This is a genomic window from Polyangium jinanense, assembly GCF_028435265.1.
GTDB classification, from domain to species: Bacteria; Myxococcota_A; Polyangia; order Polyangiales; family Polyangiaceae; genus Polyangium; species Polyangium jinanense.
On sequence record NZ_JAGTJK010000010.1, the window covers coordinates 26,271 to 43,590 of the forward strand.

Genomic DNA, 17,320 nt, shown 5'->3' on the forward strand with positions numbered 1-17,320 from the left:
GTCATCACGCGGGCAAGAAGAAGTAGAGATCAGCGCGTCGTCGGAGTCGCCGAGGAAACTCGCAGGACTTCTGACGCGCGCACAGCCCTCTCGGAGGGTTCATGTTCACGGGGAAGCAGCCGGGCGCCAAGCGGGTCGCTCTCGTGGGCTGTTCGGCTCTGAAGAACAAGAAACCGGCTTCCGCGAAGGACTTCTATACGTCGGCGCTCTTTCGCGCCGCGTACGCGTACGCCGAGAAGACGTGCGACGTGGTGGTCATCGTCTCGGCCTTCTACGGCGCGGTCGCCCCGAAGACCGTCCTTCACCCGTATGACCGGAGCCTGCGCAAGTTCCGGAAGAACGATCGGGAGGACTGGGGAGCCCGAACGATCGGCGAGTTGTTGCCCTCGTTCCGCCCGCCGCCGCAGCTCGTGATCCTCGCGGGCGAGATCTACGCCGACGCTCTTCTGCACGGCGCGCACTGGCACAACCTGCCGCTGCCCGAGCAGCCGCTGCGCCGGATCCGAGGCTGCGGCGTGCGGGTGAGGTGTATCACCTTGCCGTCCCCCGTCATGACGCCCGCTCTCCCCCGTGCTTGGCGCTGCGTTCGCGCAGCGTGGAGGCCTGGTGCGCGGCGCTTGTCGAGCGCCGTGAGCTCCGGGCGCAACCACGCCGCGCTCGGCCCGCTCGGTGTGGTTGTTGCCGAGCGGAATGCGCGGGTCGTCCAGAAAACGCACGAGCCCGCTCCACTGGCCCACCATGTACTTGATCGCCTTGTCCAGCCCGCGGTTCCCCTCAACGCGACAGAATCCTGCGCACCCGGCCGACCTCCCCCGATTCGAGGCGCACCTTGATGCCTCGCGGGTGCTCCGGCGAGCTCGTGAGGATGTCGCGCACCACGCCCTCGGTCAGCGCGCCGGTCTCCTGATCTGCCTTCTGCACGATGGCGACGCGCAAGCCGCGGCGGATGTGCGCCCGCACCGTCCCTCCGGGCTCCCCGGTTCGCGAGGGGTCGGCCGGGGCCGCTGGTAGGACGATCTTCACCTCGCCTGCGCCCGCCTCTCGCAGCACCGCAGCGACGCTCTCGCAGTCGTCCGTCATCACGAGGAGGTCGCGCCCCTCGACCAGCACCGGGCGACCCAGCCGGTCTCGCCAGCGCGCGCAGAGCGGGGCGTGGTGCTCGTGCGGCACGCCGATGACGCGCGTGATCACCGCGCCCTCGGTGGGGTCGAACTCCCAGCGCACGATGACCCGGCCGAGCGGCGCCCGGACCAAAGGGGCAGGGGCAGGCTTCGGCGCGCGCGTGTCGGCGGCCGGCACGGCGTCGCGGAGCGACGAGAAGGGCTTGTGCTTCAATCCTTTGTCGGAGGACACGATCCCCAGTCTGCCACGATCGACCCTGGAACCGGGGCGCTTCGCGCCTCGCTCACACCCTCAAGGCAGGTGAAGCTCCGTCGGCGTGAAGAGGAGAATGCGAGTCCACGTTTGGTCGAGCAGTAGGAAGTTCCCGAAGGCGTCCCACGCCGCGTCGGAGGGCTGGGAGGTGTTCACGTGCACCACGTCGAAGGGCGGGACGTAGCACCCCTGGGTCGAGCTGCGCGATCCTGGGCGGCCAGCACAAGCGCGCGGCTGTCGCGATGGCGCGCTCGCAGGAGTACATCAAGAAGCGCAAGGGAACGCTGGGCTTGTGCCTGACGTTGTTCGTCGACGCCGGGCTCGAGAGGGCGCAGCAGCGGTTCGCAAATCTCAACCGCTTCGCGGTGCGGCCGAACAACTCGCTCGGGCTCCTCTACGACCACCGCGACGAGCTCGCCAACCTCACCCGCGCCGTCGTGCGCGACGTTGTTCTCTTCCACAAGCTCGCCGACGGGGAGAAGACGTCCGTGGCCGGCGGCTCGAACAAGCTCTTCGCGCTGGCCAGCATCCACGCGGCCACGAAGACGCTGCTCGCGGGGTTCAGCGGGAGCTTCGAGACCGCGAGGCCAATCGCGGTCGAGTTCTGGACCGAGGTGACGCGCGTCATGCCGCTCTGGAACGAGGGCGGCCTCGGCAAGGTCCGGGCGGCCGAGCTGCGGGAGAAGTACGTGCATGGGCACGCGGTCGCGCTCGAGGCCCTCGGCCGGGCCGGCAACGCGCTGCTGCGGGAGCGACGGGAGGACTGGAAGAGCGTCCTGGCGGGCCTCGGAACGCTGGACTGGTCCCGCATGAGCCCGCGGTGGGAGGGGCGCGCTGTGGTGAACGGCAGGATCGCGAAGAACGCGGCGAGCGTCATCCTCGCGGCCAACCTGATCAAGGTGCACCTCGGACTGGAGCTCTCCATCGAGGACCGACGGCATGAGTCCGTGCTGGTCTCCGAGGACGCGCAGGTCGACGAGGACAACATGCAGGGCGACAGGGCAGCGGCGGCGGCCTGAAGAAGAACAAGAGGGCGTGCAGTTCGGGAGCTGCACCGCCTTCTCGCTCGTCTAGCTGATGCTCACGACAGCTACGTTGCGCGTACTCGTGGCTGCCTTCTTTTCTAGCTACTTGCGAACAGCCCGGTACAGCACGGCTCGCGACATGGCGACGGGAGAAGGGCCGGTTCTTCTCTGCTCTCATCCCGCAGACGGCCCTGACGCACTTGAGGCGATCGGCCCTCGCGTCCCGTATCCGCGCTACCTTTCAAGCCACCGCCTCGAACCCGGAGGGCCCCGTGCCACAGCAGAAGTGCCCCGTCTGCGGCCAAGCGCTGCTCGACCCGAAGGCTCATGCGCGTGTCCAAGCGAACCTCAACAAGTTTCTCGGACGCGAAAAGGCAAGGCTCGAGCGCGAGGCGAAGCGTGAAGCCAACACGCTAGCGCTCCGCCAAGTGGAAGCGCTTCGTCGCCAGCACGCAGAAGAGCTGGCGCGCGCGACGTCCCAAGCGGCGGCGGCCGCGAGCCGCACGCAGTTGCGCGAGAACGAGCAGCTCAAAAAGAAGGTGGCGGAACTTCAGCGAAGGCTGGAAAAACAGACGTCTGACCAGCGTGGCGAGTTCGGTGAGGCGGAGATCCTCACCCAGCTCCAGACCGCGTTCCCCACGGATGAGATCCGCCGGCTCAACAAGCGTCAAGGAGGCGCAGACATCTTGCACGAAGTTCGCGAGCAGGGCGCCATGTGCGGCGTGATCGCGTACGAGTGCAAGAACGTCGCGGCCTGGAGCAACGGCTTCATCGCGCAGGTGCGCAAGGCCCGCACCGTGCACAAGGCCCGCTACGCCGTGCTCGTGACCAACGTTTTCCCGCGCGGTCAGAAGCACCTCTGCGTCGTGCGCGACGTGCCCGTCGTGCATCCGGCGATCGCAGTTCATCTCGCGCGCTACCTGCGCGAAGCGATCATCACCCTGGCGCAGAGCAGGGCGACAGAGCCTGAACGCCAACGAAGGGCGGACCGACTGCTCCAGCTCATCCAGAGCGAGGAGTTCGGCGAGCAGATGGACGCGATCGCCGAGGCCGTGCAGGACCTCGAGGGGCTCCAGAACAAGGAGCGGCAGGACCACGAGCGTACGTGGGCGCGGCAGTCGGAATACCTCGCCGTGATCAGCAAGAACACTACCCGACTCGACGGCCAAATCGCTGCGATCCTCCATGCGCCCGTCGCACGCGACATAGGCGCTCGCCCTCCGCTGGCACGCTCGCGGGCGTTGGCGCTTCCAGCGAAGGTCGCTGCGCGTCGTGCCTAGCCGCTGATCGGCTGCGAGCTAGGGCGCGAAGCCGCCGGGCACTTGAGAGCCTGCACGGTTATGTCGAACCAGCCTTCTCGGGCACGCAGAGCGCGAGAAGAGGTACGCTGCGGGTTGACCCGGGACACGAACGGTCCTTTCCTTCGCGGTGAGGTGTACCCATGGCCGCAAGAGACAACGAACTGCTGGATGAGATCCGCGCCGTGCTTGCGAACGCCGCGAAAGGCAAGGGACCTGTCCCGCAGTTCCTCACGAGCTTTCAGATCCTAAACCGACTCCCGGCAACCACAAGGGAGTGGCTCATCACCGAGTACGGGCGCCCCGGGGAGGGGGCGAAGGCGCACTTTGCGGCCGCGAGCGCCATCGCAGCGTCGCTGAAGAAGCTGGGCGGCGAGGTCGACGTCATGTACATCGACGCAAGGGGCGTCTCGTTCGATGTGGGCGGCGAGCAGGTTCGGTCCGGCTACCCGCTCTGTGGGCTGTACCGCCTGCGACAAACGGAGCCGGAGATCACCTAACGGAGCGACGCCATCCCCCCGTCGGTCTGCACGGGCGAACAGACGGCTCACCGTCACGGGCTTCCCATGTCGGTGACCGGCACGCTCGCCGCCGTGAGGAGTTCGTAGACCTCAGCGATCTCGTCTCGTGACTGTTTCTTAATTCCTCTCTCTAAGGTCCGGCGTCCCGCAAAGGAGAAGGCGACGCGTTTTTTCGCCCGAGAGATCGCGACGAAGAAGGCGTTAAGCTCTTCCACCGCCTGGGAACGGGACAGGCGGAAGCTCCAGAAGGCAGCGTCCTCCAGCCCGATGAAGAAGACCGCCGAGTACTCGAGGCCCTTGCTCTTGTGGATGGTCATGATGGGAACGGCACCAGCCCCTTCAACCAACGCGATCGCATCCTCCCAGCCTCCCGTTCCTATCTTGGAGAGCTCGGCCGAGAGCTTGGAGACGGTCTGCTCGTAGAACGAGCCACGCTGATATTGCGCGTAGCGATTGCGTAGCGCTCGAATGAAACGCGGCTCGATGTGCTCGGCGACCAGCGCCCGGATTGCGTCGGCTGTGGGCGGGAGAGTCGGCGCAAAGCTGCGCAGCGTTCCACGAAGTCCTGCGAGCGAACGGTCGAGAGCTGAAACATCTTCCTCACCCTCCAAACCGTGGAGGGACGCTAACTCATCGCGGAGCTTCGCCCATGCGATACCTGGGTGTTGACCCAGCAGCGCACGGAATGCGAGAAGCAGTAGCGTCACGACTGGCTCGGAGAGGAGATCTTGGAGCGCGTCCTCGAGACGCGCGTTAATGCCGCGGCGCCGAAGGGAGTCAACCGTCGCGGCTGTGTAGCGGGCCGCGTGGTAGCGAGCAAGGATGCAGATGTCGCGCGGAGGCACTCCCGATTCGATAAGTGCGGCGATCTCTCCTGCAATCCAGTCAGCTTCGTCGGTGTCGTTAGGAAAGAGGTATGCTCCGCAGGCCTCGGGCGGTGGGCCTCCGCCTTCGAGCGCCGCGATCTCGGACGCAGCGGCTTCGTCTGCCTCCTCGCGTAGCCGCGCGGCCAGAAAGCGCACGACGGGCGCGATCTCTGCCGAGGCGCGCCGGTTGCGCTCAAGGCGTTTAGTGGTAGCTCCGAAATCCGCTGAGAATACCTTGAACGCATTCGGCAAAGCGCCAGCCCAGCCGTTTATGCGCTGTTGCGGATCCCCAACGGCAGTAAGGATCGCCGCGGTCCCCTGAAAGAGGGCACGCGTGAGCGTGTACTGCGGCTCGGTTGTATCCTGGAATTCGTCAAGAAAGACGTGCGAGTATGTGGTGCGATAGGCGCGTCGCACGCGCTCGTCGGTCCGAATGAGGCCGATCACGAGCCTTGTAATCATTCCGAAGTAGAGCCTGCTGCGTGCCTCTGCGAAGAGGAGTTGTCGCCAAAACTCCTGCGCGGCCCAATGCTCGAGATTCTTGGGTTGCACTCGCAGCGGAACTTGGAGTACCCGTTGCTTGAAGAACCACTCGTTCTCGAATGCCTCCAGGTCGCTCGAAGAGCCCAGGTCTCTTGGTGGCGTCATACGTCGGAGAACGTCGCCCACGTCTTCGGCTCGAGGTGAGCTGAGCACCACCTCGTAGTCGCCCGTCGGTCGGACTTCCCGAGGGAGGGCGACCAAAAACTGGTCCAGCACGCTTTTGGCAAACGCATCGAAGGTGTATGAGTCGAAGCGTCGTCCCAAATCGAGACCTGCTCGACGGTGCACGCGATCGCGCAGGTTCCGAGCCGCATCGCGCTTGAAGCTGATCGCAAGAATGCGCCGCGGCGGCGGGCACGTTCCTGTCTCGAGCAGGAAGCAAGCCCTCTGCGCGAGGAGTTCGGTCTTGCCTGCACCGGGTCCTGCGACGACGGCAGTGTTCTCGTTGGCCCGCACCGCCGACTCGGCGGCCGGCTCGAGCTCCGCTATGCCGCGTGGCGTCCACGCCGAGGGGTCGACTAGACGAGCCATGTCACGTTGGAGCGAGCGCCTTTACTCGCTCGGCAAGGCGACGGAGGACATCGGGGGCGCCCTTCGCGAGTGTAGTATCGTCGCACTGCGCGAGAGCTCGCGCGTGGGTTGCAGGCTTGCTGCCCGACGCGAAAAAGTACGCGTACCAAGAAAAGAGCTTGTGCTCCTCGTCTGTGTACGTGAGGCCGCTGCCTCCGTTAGTGCCCAGGGTTGCGCGTGTGACCCGTTCGACGAACGGCTTCACGTCTTCGTGAGGTTGCGGGAATTGCGGGCCTCCGCGCGAGGGAGCGAGCTTCTTGTATGCCTCTGGGAATGCCGAGAGCATTGAAAAATCGAGATCGAGCGGCGCGCTCATGAAGACGTTGAAGCCGACCTCGAGATGCCTAATCCAAGATGCGAAGGTAGGATCCGTGATCGCTACGGGAACAACAGTGTCGACCTGCTCAAGGTGAACGCCGTCGAGCACCTTGGCGGATCCTTCGCCGAATTCCACCAGCTCACCTACCAGGTCACGAATGCGTGCCCAACCACCGCCATGGCGCTCGAGATCGAGGTCGGTCAAGGTCACGTAGGGTGTTCCGATCTCGCGAAGGAGCCGCCAGAAGTGATGCACGTGCCGGCCCCCGAGGGGGACGACCGCGATGAACCGAGGATCGATGTCGAGCCCAAGAACCCTAGCGACACGCGGGATGACGATCTCTTCGCTTGCACCCTCGCCGAGAACCACAACGGAGGCGAAATAGAGCTCGGGATATGCCATCACGGCCTCGCGCACGTACTTGAATGCCTCTTCAGTGTCCTTTGGCAGCGACAGGCGGGTGATACGGCGCCCGCCATTCGCCTCAGCGCGGAAGTGGCGCACCTCGGACGGCTCAACACGACGCATGATCGATGCGGAGTGACTCGTCAGAAGTACCTGCACACCGCCAGCGGCGATTAAGTTGCGGAGCTTCTTCAGGATACGCCCGAGGTACTGAGGAGCGAGATGGTTCTCAGGCTCCTCCACCGCGAGCAAGGTGAGCACTGGGCGCGGCCCGCTATCGAACGTGGCTGAGCCCTTGCCCGCGAGCTTCGCCTCGAACGTGAGCGTGCTTTCCACGAGGGCGAAGTAGAGAAGCGAGCGCTCGCCTTCGCTCAGAAGATGGATGGATCTCGAGCCGACCGGGCCCGAGATCTCGGCATCAAGGCGCCGCAGGACGCCGGCAAGATCCGTATCCGCGAACGTGAATGACGGGACAGACGTGCCACTGACAAGGTCTGACCAATGCTCGCGGAGCGTCGACTCGAGCTCGCTCAGGGTCGCCTCGGCGCGCACCATGCCCGTGAGCTCTCGGTCAAGCTTGGAAATCTTTTCCTTAAGCTCATCCGGCCACCGAATGACCTTCAGGACGCGAGAGAGGATCGTCCCCGACACAGCTCGGAGCTCGCGGACAGCGTCACGGGTAGCGGGAATGTACAATGCTTGAATGAGGCGGCGCTCGACGCCGGACAGCGGAAAGACCTTTTCTTCTGGAGCATCCACTGCGTCGGAGTTCACCCAGGAGAGTCTCTGCTCGACCTCGCCCTCCGCTGTGGGTCCGGCGGACCAACTTCCGTCCAGGCGAATGCGACACATCGGCACAGATGCGGTTTCGCTCACGACGATGTGCTTCAGACACTCGGGCACGGCAGCTGAGGCGGCTGCCGCTGCATCGTTCAGGAGTTCGGGAAATTGGAACCATGCCTCGATCCGAAGATCGAGTTGATTTGGCATGCTCGCGCCTGCCGCTGACGAGACGTGGAAGTCCTCTCGGGTAAGGGTCCGGTGCGCATTCGTAGTTCCGAACATCCGGACGAGGGCAATAAGAGCAGCACTCTTGCCCGCACCGTTCGCACCGACAAACGCCGTGAGCGGGTCGAACTCAATCGTTGTCTCCTCGGGACCGAAGCACCGGAAACCCTTGATCGTCAACTTGAATAGCTGCATGGCGACCAACTCCCTAAAGGCAACACGAACTTCAAAGGCCCGGCGGATGCGGACTTGGCAACTGGTAGAGAAAGCCAGGAACGATGCGGCGAGACCTTGAGATCAGTCCCTTCGAGAACTTCACGAAGCGATGACACTGCAATCCTGGCCCCAACAACCGTGCCAGCGTGCCCGTTCTACATGCCTGCTCGGCGCGCCCGTGAGGACAGTACGTGCGCAATGGGGACGCTGAGAGATGCCCGGCGCCCGCGGTCTCTAGGCGAGCGTCCCACGGAGTTCGGGCGAGTGGGACGCAATCGAGCGGGTCATGGTGCATGGCTTGCGTAGTACGAGGCAAATGCGTTGGCGAGGAGATGGTGCTTCGAGATCACTCGGATGGTCGACTGCGTCGTTCGCTCGATCAGACGATAGCTGTCCTCGCCGCGGACCAGCTCTAGGTCAAGGTTGTTCTCGAATACCTTTCGCAGCAGCGTCGCGCACGAGTCGACCGATCTGGCCACGAGTATGCCATTCAACACGCCGGTGCTGAGAATGACCTGAAGCGCAAGCGGGTGCTTCTCGCGAAACAGCGATGCACGCCGCTCGAAGCGCACTGCGGTCGCGACGAGAGTGCCATCGATGTCTGCGCGGAGGCCCTCGGGTATTGGCGGTGGTGCGTTGGGGTTGCTCATCACCCCGCGGAGCCATTCGAGATACTTGCCGCGGGTCTCCTTGAAACGGTCTGTCTCCGTATCCAAACCGAAGTCTGCCCAGTGGCGCGCCACTACGTCCGCGATCTGCTCATCCGTGCCGGCGGCAAGTCGCCGGTTCAGAATCGCGCCGAGCATCGCCTCGCGGTCCATCGTCTGTGAAACTTCAGCAGGGTCGATCCTGTGGAGGATGTTGCGAAGGTCGTCCTCTGACGATTGCGCGAGCTCTGACGAATCGAGCTGGAGTTCGGGAGCCTCGAGCTTGGGGACGTAGACGATAACAGGCTTGCCTTGGCCGAGCGCGACGGACGCCTCCGAATCTTTTCCGAACGTGTCGGACTTCTGCGCCATGTAGATGGTTGCGGCGGATCGCCTTAGCATCAGCGCCTCAACAAGCCCCTTCGCGATGCGATCCTCAACCCAAGACTGAGTTGGGTTGAAATACCGCAACTTCAATGGCTTGACCTCCGGGTGCTCGAAGAGACGCAGCACGAACTGATTTACCGACACGAAGTCCGAGTCCTCTCGCATCGAGGTTGCGACGTACACGTCCATGTGGTCGGCTGCGAGATACTGCGAAAGATTGCGCAGGCCTGTTGCCTGGGTACCCGCGATCCGCGCTCGATCGATCTCATCCTTCGGCGCCAGGCGCTCGGCCTCGGCCTCCAACTCCTCAGGCGCGGGGCTGAATAGCGCGGACATCGGGCCGTGGCTGAGCCGGGAACCAAACTTGCGTAGAAGTGATTCCATTTCACGTCGGCGCTTGGGCTTGAACTCCTCTACGGAAGTGCGCCCGTTTTGCCGAATGAAGGCAGCCATATCTCGAAGCCACTTCACCAGTTCTTCGCGCTCTTTACGCTCCTGGTCGAGCTTCGCGGCGGCGATGTACCCGAGGTCGCGCAAGCGCGCCTCGTCGATGTTCTCAATACGGTTCCACGGAGCTCGGTCCCGGTATTCGTCGAGTGAGCGTGTTCCGAGAGCTGCGACAAGTGTTGCGAGGTCGCTTGCACGATTCATCTCCTCGTACGCCTGCATGAATGTCGGGAACAGACGGATGGCCTCGGCCTGGTAGCGCTTCACTGCGGCCGAGAACTGCCCGATGTCCTGGAATGAATCGGCCTTGAAGTAGCGGTTGAAGAACTGCTGCGACACCGGCCGGATGCCGTAGAAGACCTGGATCTCCCGCAGAGTGTCGAAGGCAGCGTGGTTCGTGATGGCGGCGCCGATCAACGAGGTGACAGCGCCCTCGACGGCCTGGGACGCCTGATCGTCCAGATGTGCGATCGACACCTCCTGCCCGATGAGCTCGCCAAGTTCGGCCTCGAACTCGACTCGTCGTGCAGCACTCGGACGTAGAAACGGCTCGACGAGCGCGTCTGGCAGGCTGAGATGCTTCGCCAGAGCGCGCAGGTGCTCGGCGGCAGGGAGGCGATAGCCCTGCTCCAGGTGAGCGATGGCAGTGCGAGGGAGCCTGCCTGCGTCCTTCGATAGCTGCTCCTGCGTGAGACCGCGGTGCTCGCGGAACGCGCGAACCAGTGATCCGAGGTCTCCCAACGAGTGGACGGCCATGGCTCCTCTGGGGGTAGGAAACAGTGGATCTATCGGCTTGCGTCACTCGCGCGTCAAGCCTTGTGCACAGGCGTCTCCTCAGGGCTTCTTGCCGTCTGCGGCCACGCTTCAACGCGCTCGACGACGCCATCCTCCGCGCCGTCTTTTCTTCGGGGCCTCCGCCCGACGAGCCACCTCGGGGACGTGTCGCCAGGTCTTGCCCTCGTCGATGTTGCGGATCGACTTCGCGTCGACGCCGAAGCTGAACCCGATCATCCTCGGAGACACGCCTTGATCGAGCAGGGCGCAGATCTCCTTCACCTGCTCCTCGGTGAGCCGAGCGCGCGGGTTGTTGATCCCGGGCCGACCTCGCGATGAAGAAGCCGCGGGAAGCGCCTGGCGCTCGATCTCCTCGAGCAGCACCGCGTCTGCGTCGAACGGGTTGGGCTTCGAGCCCTCGTAGAGGTGGCTGGGGTTGACGCACGTCTTCTTGCCGCAGGTGTGCAGGACCATCCCAGACGGAGGACGTCCGTGCTCCAACTCGAACATGTGGCGGTGGGCCATGACGACGCGGCGGCCGACGCGGAAGACGCCGTAGCCGCGGTTGTTCACCGCGCCGAGCCAGTACCAGCACTCGTCGCCGCTGCCCTGACGAACAAGGGCGCTGAACTTCGCGAAGGACGAGAGGTTCTGCTCCTCCGGGTCACTCGATGTCGCCCGCTGGGGAGTACGGCTCGGCTTCTTCTTCTCGTCCACGTTCTACTCGGTGCAGTTGAACAAGGCCGCTGACCTCGGTCTGCCCTCGGTCACGTTGTTGTTCAAGTTCAACGACTACATGTCCGACTCGAACCCGATGTTCTTCTTCGCGTGGAAGTTCAACCGCCAGCCTCCCGGTTGAAGCGGGACTTGTCGTTGTTCTTCCTGTCGACGTTCTCGCTGAGCTTTGGACCAGCGGCGCTAGCAGCGCAGGGTGAGCAGGAGACGGTCGTCGTTCATGACGGCCTCGTCGAAGTTCAACGGCTGCCAGGAACAACATCTGGTCCTTGAACTACAACCGCTTCAACCCATGCCTGGAGGTCTAGGGCGGCGACCCGGTCCCAGTCCTCAGGGTCGTGATCGGCTGAGTCGGAGATGCGGAGGATCGGCGTTTAACTTTGTGGTTAGGAGTCTGTGCTGAGTAGATAAAACATATGTCTGATCATGGAGTTAGCTAAGAACGGTCGGTCCGATCAGAACTGGGTACTCAACACCGAGTCCCACCTGCAAAAAAGATCGTCACCACCCCCTCCCTGACGCTGCGCAAGCACCCGCAGACACACCCCCAGGGGCCACCGCCGGGAGTACATCTCCGCAGCTCGGAGGTCTTGTTCATGCGCTTCACCATGATCTCGATGTTCAGCGCGTGAGTTGCCTCCGGCACCTGTCGGTGAAGACGGATAAACAGCGGCCGTGATCGCCGAGTTCATCTGGACCGACGTCGACAACTACGACGACTACTTGCTCGCTGAGCTGATCGACATCGAACTCCTCCCGCGATCGGCAGAACAACGTGGACCGGTTGCACGGCCTCGCCTATTCTCCGCGCATGTTACGCGTCGCAGTTCGTCTCGCAGTGGCTATCTGCGGCATGCTCTCGTTCATGGCGTGCGGAGGTACTCAGACCGGCACCGCAACCGCTGATCCAGGCGTCACCCCGAGGGGGGACACTGGGGTTCGTCGTGGGCCTACAAGCATCCCGGTCGACGGCGGCCCGAACGGCCTCTGGTGGGACGAGACCGCGGCGGCCCTCTACATCGCCGACGCGAAGAACAACCGCATCCTCCGGTGGACCGACGCGGCTGGGTTCTCAACCGTCGCGGAGCTGCCCCGGCGCCGCCCGAGGGCGGGGGCCTCGGCCAGGTGGTGAAGCTCCCGGATGGCAAGCTCGTGATGACGCGCTTCGGCCACGGCAGGGCGGGAGACGTCGTCTACGCGAACCCCGTGACCTCGAGGTCCTAGCCCATGCGCCGACAACGATGACCTTCAGGATGGTCTGGAGGCGCCGCTCCGCTTCGTGGACAGCCTCGGGCGTGCTGACCGGGCGGCCTCCGCGAACGACGAGGCCGGTCGGGGTGAACGACACGGCGCGCGCCCGCTGCCCGCGCTTGGTCAGCGCCTCGTGCGCGGCGTCGAGCAGCGCGTCCTCGGACGTAGCCTCGAGCTCGACGTCAGTCCCGGGCTCGAGCAGGGTGGCCACGGGCTTGCCGGCCGCGATTTACGAAGACCTTGAGGATGCGCCGCATGGTGGACTCCGCAGAACAGCGGAGGCGAGCCACTTGGCCAGCCTGCGAGGCGGCAGCCCACCTGGACACCGAGCATCTGGACCGCGCGACTGGCCTCCGGAACGGGCGAAGCGCCAGGCCTCGGCGGCGGGGCCCCGCCAGAGTGAACCTCCTCAAGCGTCGACGCGTTTGAAGGGAACGAAGGGACGTTCATCGAACGTCGCAGGTTCTCTCCAACTTACGTTCTCCATCTTGCTGGACAGGTGGATCGGAAGGCCGAAGAGGTGGCGGGTGCCCTTGCCACCCTCGCTGGACCACCAGAACCCAACGGGGACGTCGCTCTCCTTCGTCAGCATGACCATCTGCGGCGCCCCACCGACACTGGTCTCTTTGTCGTCGAGAATTACATCGTGAAGCGCCTTCACGATGCCCTGCGTGTTGACCGCCCCTGTTTTCTCCAGCTCGCTGAGTCGCGACTTCGCCAAGGCTGCCCCACTTCCGAAGCAGTGAACGCGCTTTGATGCGAGGTCGATCGCTACAGGTGCTGCGACGTCCTTGTCGCTCAACTCCAACCGCCAGACAGAGAAGCACTCCTTCCGTGAGTCCCAACCGGCGAGCAGAAGTGTCGCCGGACGCCGCCACGCAGTCGGTAGCAGTGGGAACGTGTGCCGGAGGTGTTCGTGGATCGCCATCGCCCTCGCGTCGACTGTCGGCGCCTCCTTTTCGTCCACCTTGTGGAGATGGTCTGAGTTGCTGATAGTCGCGACGGCGGAGGCGATGGCACTAAGGGCTACGAACGAGTCGCCGCAGTAGCCAAAATACTCTCGGGTCGGGTGGAGCCGATGAATCTTGGTAGCGTACTGCCACGAGATCTGGCCGCCCTTCCCATCGTGAGCGGACAGCAGACTGTCGCTCGCGATGTTGATCGCAGTCGGGTCATTGGGCTTGTTGGTCCACACCATCAACAACGTCATCTGGGATCCTCGAGAGTACAGGATACCAGCGGATCGTTCATCCGAGAACTCGCACCCCGACCTCGCTGCCCCTCGGCTTGTCCGGTTGGCGCTCGCGCTGGCACGCGAGCGCCCGCGCCCAGAACTTGTCGGCGTGGCCCCGGCGTTGCGCTCGGCGTCGAATCTGACCTTGCCCGAGGGGAGCACACGGCGCTTGATGGCGTGGACCTGGCCGACGAGCTCGCGGTCGCGCGGGAACGTCACGTCGCGGCGCTGAAGCAGAGTCTTGAAGTCAGTCGCCAGCGCTCGTTCGTGAAGTTCTCGCCGATCGGCGCGGCTCACGGACCTGCCCCCGGACCTTGGCCTCGGCGCCGAATCCTCCCGGGCGCGAGGCGAAGAAAAGTCGGCGCGCGAGCGGAGGGAGCCGAAGACGTCGCGCGCCCCTGAGCCGCATTCACGCCCCGACCAGGGGGCGAGGATGGCCGTCCCTCGGCCTTCCCGTTCGCGGCAACCACCTTCGACATGCAGGTGGGTTGCCGGCCGGGCGCCCGCTAGGCCCCGCCCCAGGCCCGACTTACCCGCTCCGCCGCCGTCCCCGCGTCACAGCACGCAAGAGGCGGAGGACGGTATCCTGGACGTCCTCGGACGCGCCCTGGAAGAGCCGTGCTGCTTCGATGGCAGCCGGCTCGAGATCGTGCACGCCACCCACGAACTCCCCCGGCGGCACCACCAGGCCCTTCGCGAGCGCGAGGATGCTCGACAGCGAGGGGTCACGCCGGCCGGCATGTGGCCGGCTCAAGGCGTCATCCCGTTCGATGGAAGGTCAAGGCTATCGAGATCCAACGGCATAGACGCCATAGGGGGACATTCTAGGCGAGCATGTTCGAGCTCTGGTTCCGCGTACGAGGTATCGCCTGCGAGGAGCGCGGGGAGCATGCCCCGCACGAACAAGCGTTCCCTACAGACATCGAATGGTACTGCGTGGTTTCCGAAACGGCAGACGAGGTGGGGATAATGCTGCACGACGCACGCCTCGGGCCCGACGAACTCGATTCTGCTCTCCGCGTCCACTACATATCCGCCCGAAAAGACCCGCAGCGCGCCCAGCATCGCAATACGTTCGCCATTGGTAGTGCGATAGAGGCGTACTGCTCCGTCTTGTTCCACCGTGGCGAGCAAGCTCCCCTGGTAGGCGAATGACAGCGCGTGAACATGGCTACCGAAGGTCCTGAGCAGCTTGCCGTTCTGCGTGTCTATCAGCCGCACCGTCGCATCTTGTGCACCCGACGCGAGCATCTTCCCATCTGGAGAGAATGCAAGTGCAGTGACGTCCAGGCTGTGACCCGGAACGTCCAGGAGAATCGTCCCGGACTCTGAACTCCAGAGAACCACGTTCCCCGTGGCTAGCCCCGACGCGAGAACCCGTCCGTCGGGTGAGAACGCAAGCGACGTCACGCGGTGCGCAGAGCCTGAGAGCTCATGAATGAGCGTATGCTTGTGTACGTTCCAGAGGCGAATGCGTGGACCTTGTCGATTCGTGCGTCCACTGGTAGCCACGCCCAGCACGGACCCATCCTTGGTAAGTGCAACAGGCTCGGACCAGACATCGCGCTCCTGCAGCATGGCTCGTTGCCGGCCAGTCTGCGCGTCCCAAACGATTATTCTACCGTCTCGATCAATCGCCGCGATGCGCGTGCCATCCGCCGATGCCGTCGCCGACGCGAGCCCAGAAGCCCTCTGCCCCAAAGCATCCTGTAGGTCCACGCTCTTTGAGGAGGCAAAGTAGACTTTGGAAGTGACCTGGCCACCAACCCTGGTTATATCGACATGCTGGGGCTCCATCAGAATCAATTGACCTTCACTCGTCCGCATGCCGACCATGTGCGCTTCTCGATGCGTAAAGGCAACTGCATCGACGGCTTCGGGATCAGCTGTCACGAACTGTCTCTGAACGAGATCCCAGAACCGTACGGTGGAGCCGCTCGTGGCAAACTGCAATCCCTTCGGGTAGAACGCAATTCGGCGTATACGGTCATTGTATTCATTGACGCAGTACTGGTGCTTGCCTGTCTCTGTGTCCCACGTGCGCAAAGAGCGAGGGCCTACGGCAGCGAGTTGTCTTCCATCGGGTGCCCAAGCAAAGGCGAGCGCTTCATCGGGATCATGCACGAGCGCTGTTGCTTTCCCGGTAGTCATGTTCCAGCGGAGAATGGTGCCATCCCGGCCACCGGATACCAGCTGGGTGCCATCCGACAAGAACTTCAGTGCGCGGATCTCACCTTTGTTCTGAGTTGAGGTCATGCGCCCGGCCCCCGTTCGAGCATCCCACACGCGAACAGTCCCCTTTGCGGAAGCCGTGGCGACGTATTCTCCATCAGAAGAAAGAGCAACGGATGAGACCGCCGCGTCGTGTCCATCGAAGGTCCGGAGAGCTCTGCCAGTTTCCCCGTCCCATAATATGGCCGAACGGTCCGACGAACCTGTGAGGAGATGCTTGTCATCGTGAGAAAACGCTATGGCCCCAACTTCGCCATTATGACCGCGCAGCGTCCATCGCCATGTGCTACTGCGCCAGTCCCATAGGTGCGTGGAGCCATCTGTAGCGCCGATCGCGAGGACGTGGCCGCCGTGCGAATATGCAAGGGCGATCAACGCATTCTGTAACGAAGGCGAACACAATGACCGCACGAGCCGCCCTGAGGGCACATCCCAGAGCCGCACGCAACCATCACGTGCTCCGGAAGCAAGTTGGCCATCGGGCGAGAATGCAAGCGATTCTACGACACGCTCGTGCCCCTCGAGTATGAACTGCTCATTGCATGCCGCCGCATCGGTTACTGTGATGGTCCGACCATGACCAAAGGCGAGCCATTTCCCATCGTGCGACCAGGCTACCGTATTGGTGGGCTCGCCTCCAATGTCGATGACGGGGGAGCGCCCGCTCTTGCTGATCATCTCCCAAAGCGTTCGGTCGTGCAGTCGCTGCAACTGCACGTAATTCCTGGATGCGCGAGCTTTCTCGGATGCTTCGAGAAGCGACGAAATGGAGGGGCTTGGAGGCGGGTCCGTGCTGAGCTCGATTGCCGCTTGCGCGGCAAACTTGGCATCTGAGGATGCCTCATTCGCGACAACGATCTGTTTGGCGAGCTGACGGGCCTCCGCATATCGTCCTAGCATCACAAGAGTTTCAACAGCGACTGACCACGTCTCGGGCGCGCTGCGCGAGCAAAGGCGGTCAGCCTTATCGATTACGCGCATGGCCCGGTCGAGCTTTCCGTTTTCGACCAACGCCGGCACCTTGCCGCGCAGCGCGGCAGCGCGCGTGCAGGCATCGGACTGAGGTGTCGGGGAGGGACTTGAGGAGGGCCGTGGCGCCGGGGACGGAGGCGGCGGAGCTGTGCAGGCGACGACAAGCGACAGCAGCGAGAGAAGTCCGTGACGGCGGAACGAGAGTGGATGGGTGTTACGACGATCCAGCATGCAGCCTCATCTTTACTACCCGCATGTTAACTATTGGCGGTCGTTGCCTCGAAGGAGAGCTTCCTGTCGTTGAGGACAAACTTCGGCAGATGAACCGTCCTCGTGTATGAGGGGCACGGCGTGGATCTGGAACGTGAAGCACATCAACAGCTTTCTTATCGCGTCCTAGACCCTACACGTGCGTGCCCCAGTTCGCCAGATACAAGAACGCGTCGAAGTAGCGGAACATCCACGCGTCCTCGTCGCCCTTGAAGTTCCCCCACTC

13 protein-coding genes and 1 pseudogene are annotated in these 17,320 nt (G+C 63.7%); 6 read left to right on the plus strand and 8 right to left on the minus strand.

The genetic code is table 11. The features are described 5' to 3' along the window. Window positions 1–101 precede the first annotated feature (101 nt). A pseudogene (locus KEG38_RS56015) lies at window positions 102–452 on the plus strand (DUF6884 domain-containing protein); the annotation flags it as partial. A 322-nt stretch (window positions 453–774) separates the two neighbouring features. On the opposite strand, the gene KEG38_RS56415 reads toward KEG38_RS56015, so the two are convergent. Further along, window positions 775–1,353 carry a YwbE family protein gene (locus tag KEG38_RS56415; protein WP_504970458.1) on the minus strand — a complete coding sequence of 193 codons (579 nt, stop codon included), beginning with the start codon at window positions 1,351–1,353 and terminating at the stop codon, window positions 775–777. 230 nt (window positions 1,354–1,583) lie between these two features. On the opposite strand from KEG38_RS56415, the gene KEG38_RS20485 reads away from it, so the two are divergent. The 3 genes from KEG38_RS20485 to KEG38_RS20495 all read left to right on the plus strand — a co-directional run bounded on the left by KEG38_RS20485 (window position 1,584) and on the right by KEG38_RS20495 (window position 4,197). Further along, complete coding sequence (locus KEG38_RS20485; RefSeq protein WP_272421533.1) at window positions 1,584–2,393, plus strand: DNA sulfur modification protein DndB; 810 nt, start codon at window positions 1,584–1,586, stop codon at window positions 2,391–2,393. Window positions 2,394–2,671: 278 nt separating this feature from the next. Further along, window positions 2,672–3,679 (plus strand): DUF2130 domain-containing protein, encoded by a 1,008-nt coding sequence (locus tag KEG38_RS20490; RefSeq protein WP_272421415.1) that lies wholly within the window; start codon window positions 2,672–2,674, stop codon window positions 3,677–3,679. Between the two features lie 161 nt (window positions 3,680–3,840). Further along, window positions 3,841–4,197: a hypothetical protein gene (locus KEG38_RS20495; RefSeq protein WP_272421417.1), complete on the plus strand. Its 357-nt coding sequence runs from the start codon at window positions 3,841–3,843 to the stop codon at window positions 4,195–4,197. Between the two features lie 53 nt (window positions 4,198–4,250). On the opposite strand, the gene KEG38_RS20500 is transcribed toward KEG38_RS20495, so the two are convergent. The 4 genes from KEG38_RS20500 to KEG38_RS20515 form a co-directional block, all read right to left on the minus strand. Continuing rightward, complete coding sequence (locus KEG38_RS20500) at window positions 4,251–6,158, minus strand: UvrD-helicase domain-containing protein (protein WP_272421418.1); 1,908 nt, start codon at window positions 6,156–6,158, stop codon at window positions 4,251–4,253. Window position 6,159: 1 nt separating this feature from the next. Then, window positions 6,160–8,124, minus strand: a complete 1,965-nt coding sequence (locus tag KEG38_RS20505; RefSeq protein WP_271916096.1) for an ATP-dependent nuclease — start codon at window positions 8,122–8,124, stop codon at window positions 6,160–6,162. Between the two features lie 305 nt (window positions 8,125–8,429). Next, the gene (locus tag KEG38_RS20510) at window positions 8,430–10,382 is read right to left on the minus strand and encodes a helix-turn-helix domain-containing protein (RefSeq protein ID WP_272421419.1); all 1,953 of its coding nucleotides are present in this window, start codon (window positions 10,380–10,382) and stop codon (window positions 8,430–8,432) included. 108 nt (window positions 10,383–10,490) lie between these two features. After that, window positions 10,491–11,117, minus strand: coding sequence for an HNH endonuclease (locus KEG38_RS20515; RefSeq protein WP_272421420.1), 627 nt, complete (start codon window positions 11,115–11,117; stop codon window positions 10,491–10,493). Between the two features lie 16 nt (window positions 11,118–11,133). On the opposite strand from KEG38_RS20515, the gene KEG38_RS20520 reads away from it, so the two are divergent. Continuing rightward, complete coding sequence (locus KEG38_RS20520) at window positions 11,134–11,259, plus strand: hypothetical protein (protein ID WP_272421421.1); 126 nt, start codon at window positions 11,134–11,136, stop codon at window positions 11,257–11,259. 926 nt (window positions 11,260–12,185) lie between these two features. Then, window positions 12,186–12,359 (plus strand): hypothetical protein, encoded by a 174-nt coding sequence (locus KEG38_RS20525; protein WP_272421422.1) that lies wholly within the window; start codon window positions 12,186–12,188, stop codon window positions 12,357–12,359. Between the two features lie 436 nt (window positions 12,360–12,795). Here the strand turns inward: KEG38_RS20525 and KEG38_RS20530 are convergent, their stop codons facing one another. The 3 genes from KEG38_RS20530 to KEG38_RS20540 all read right to left on the minus strand — a co-directional run bounded on the left by KEG38_RS20530 (window position 12,796) and on the right by KEG38_RS20540 (window position 17,055). Continuing rightward, window positions 12,796–13,917 carry an Ntn hydrolase family protein gene (locus KEG38_RS20530; RefSeq protein WP_272421423.1) on the minus strand — a complete coding sequence of 374 codons (1,122 nt, stop codon included), beginning with the start codon at window positions 13,915–13,917 and terminating at the stop codon, window positions 12,796–12,798. Window positions 13,918–14,149: 232 nt separating this feature from the next. Next, complete coding sequence (locus KEG38_RS20535; protein ID WP_272421424.1) at window positions 14,150–14,374, minus strand: hypothetical protein; 225 nt, start codon at window positions 14,372–14,374, stop codon at window positions 14,150–14,152. Continuing rightward, window positions 14,371–17,055, minus strand: coding sequence for a WD40 repeat domain-containing protein (locus KEG38_RS20540; RefSeq protein ID WP_272421425.1), 2,685 nt, complete (start codon window positions 17,053–17,055; stop codon window positions 14,371–14,373). The genes KEG38_RS20535 and KEG38_RS20540 overlap by 4 nt, the downstream gene beginning before the upstream one ends. Window positions 17,056–17,320 lie beyond the last annotated feature (265 nt).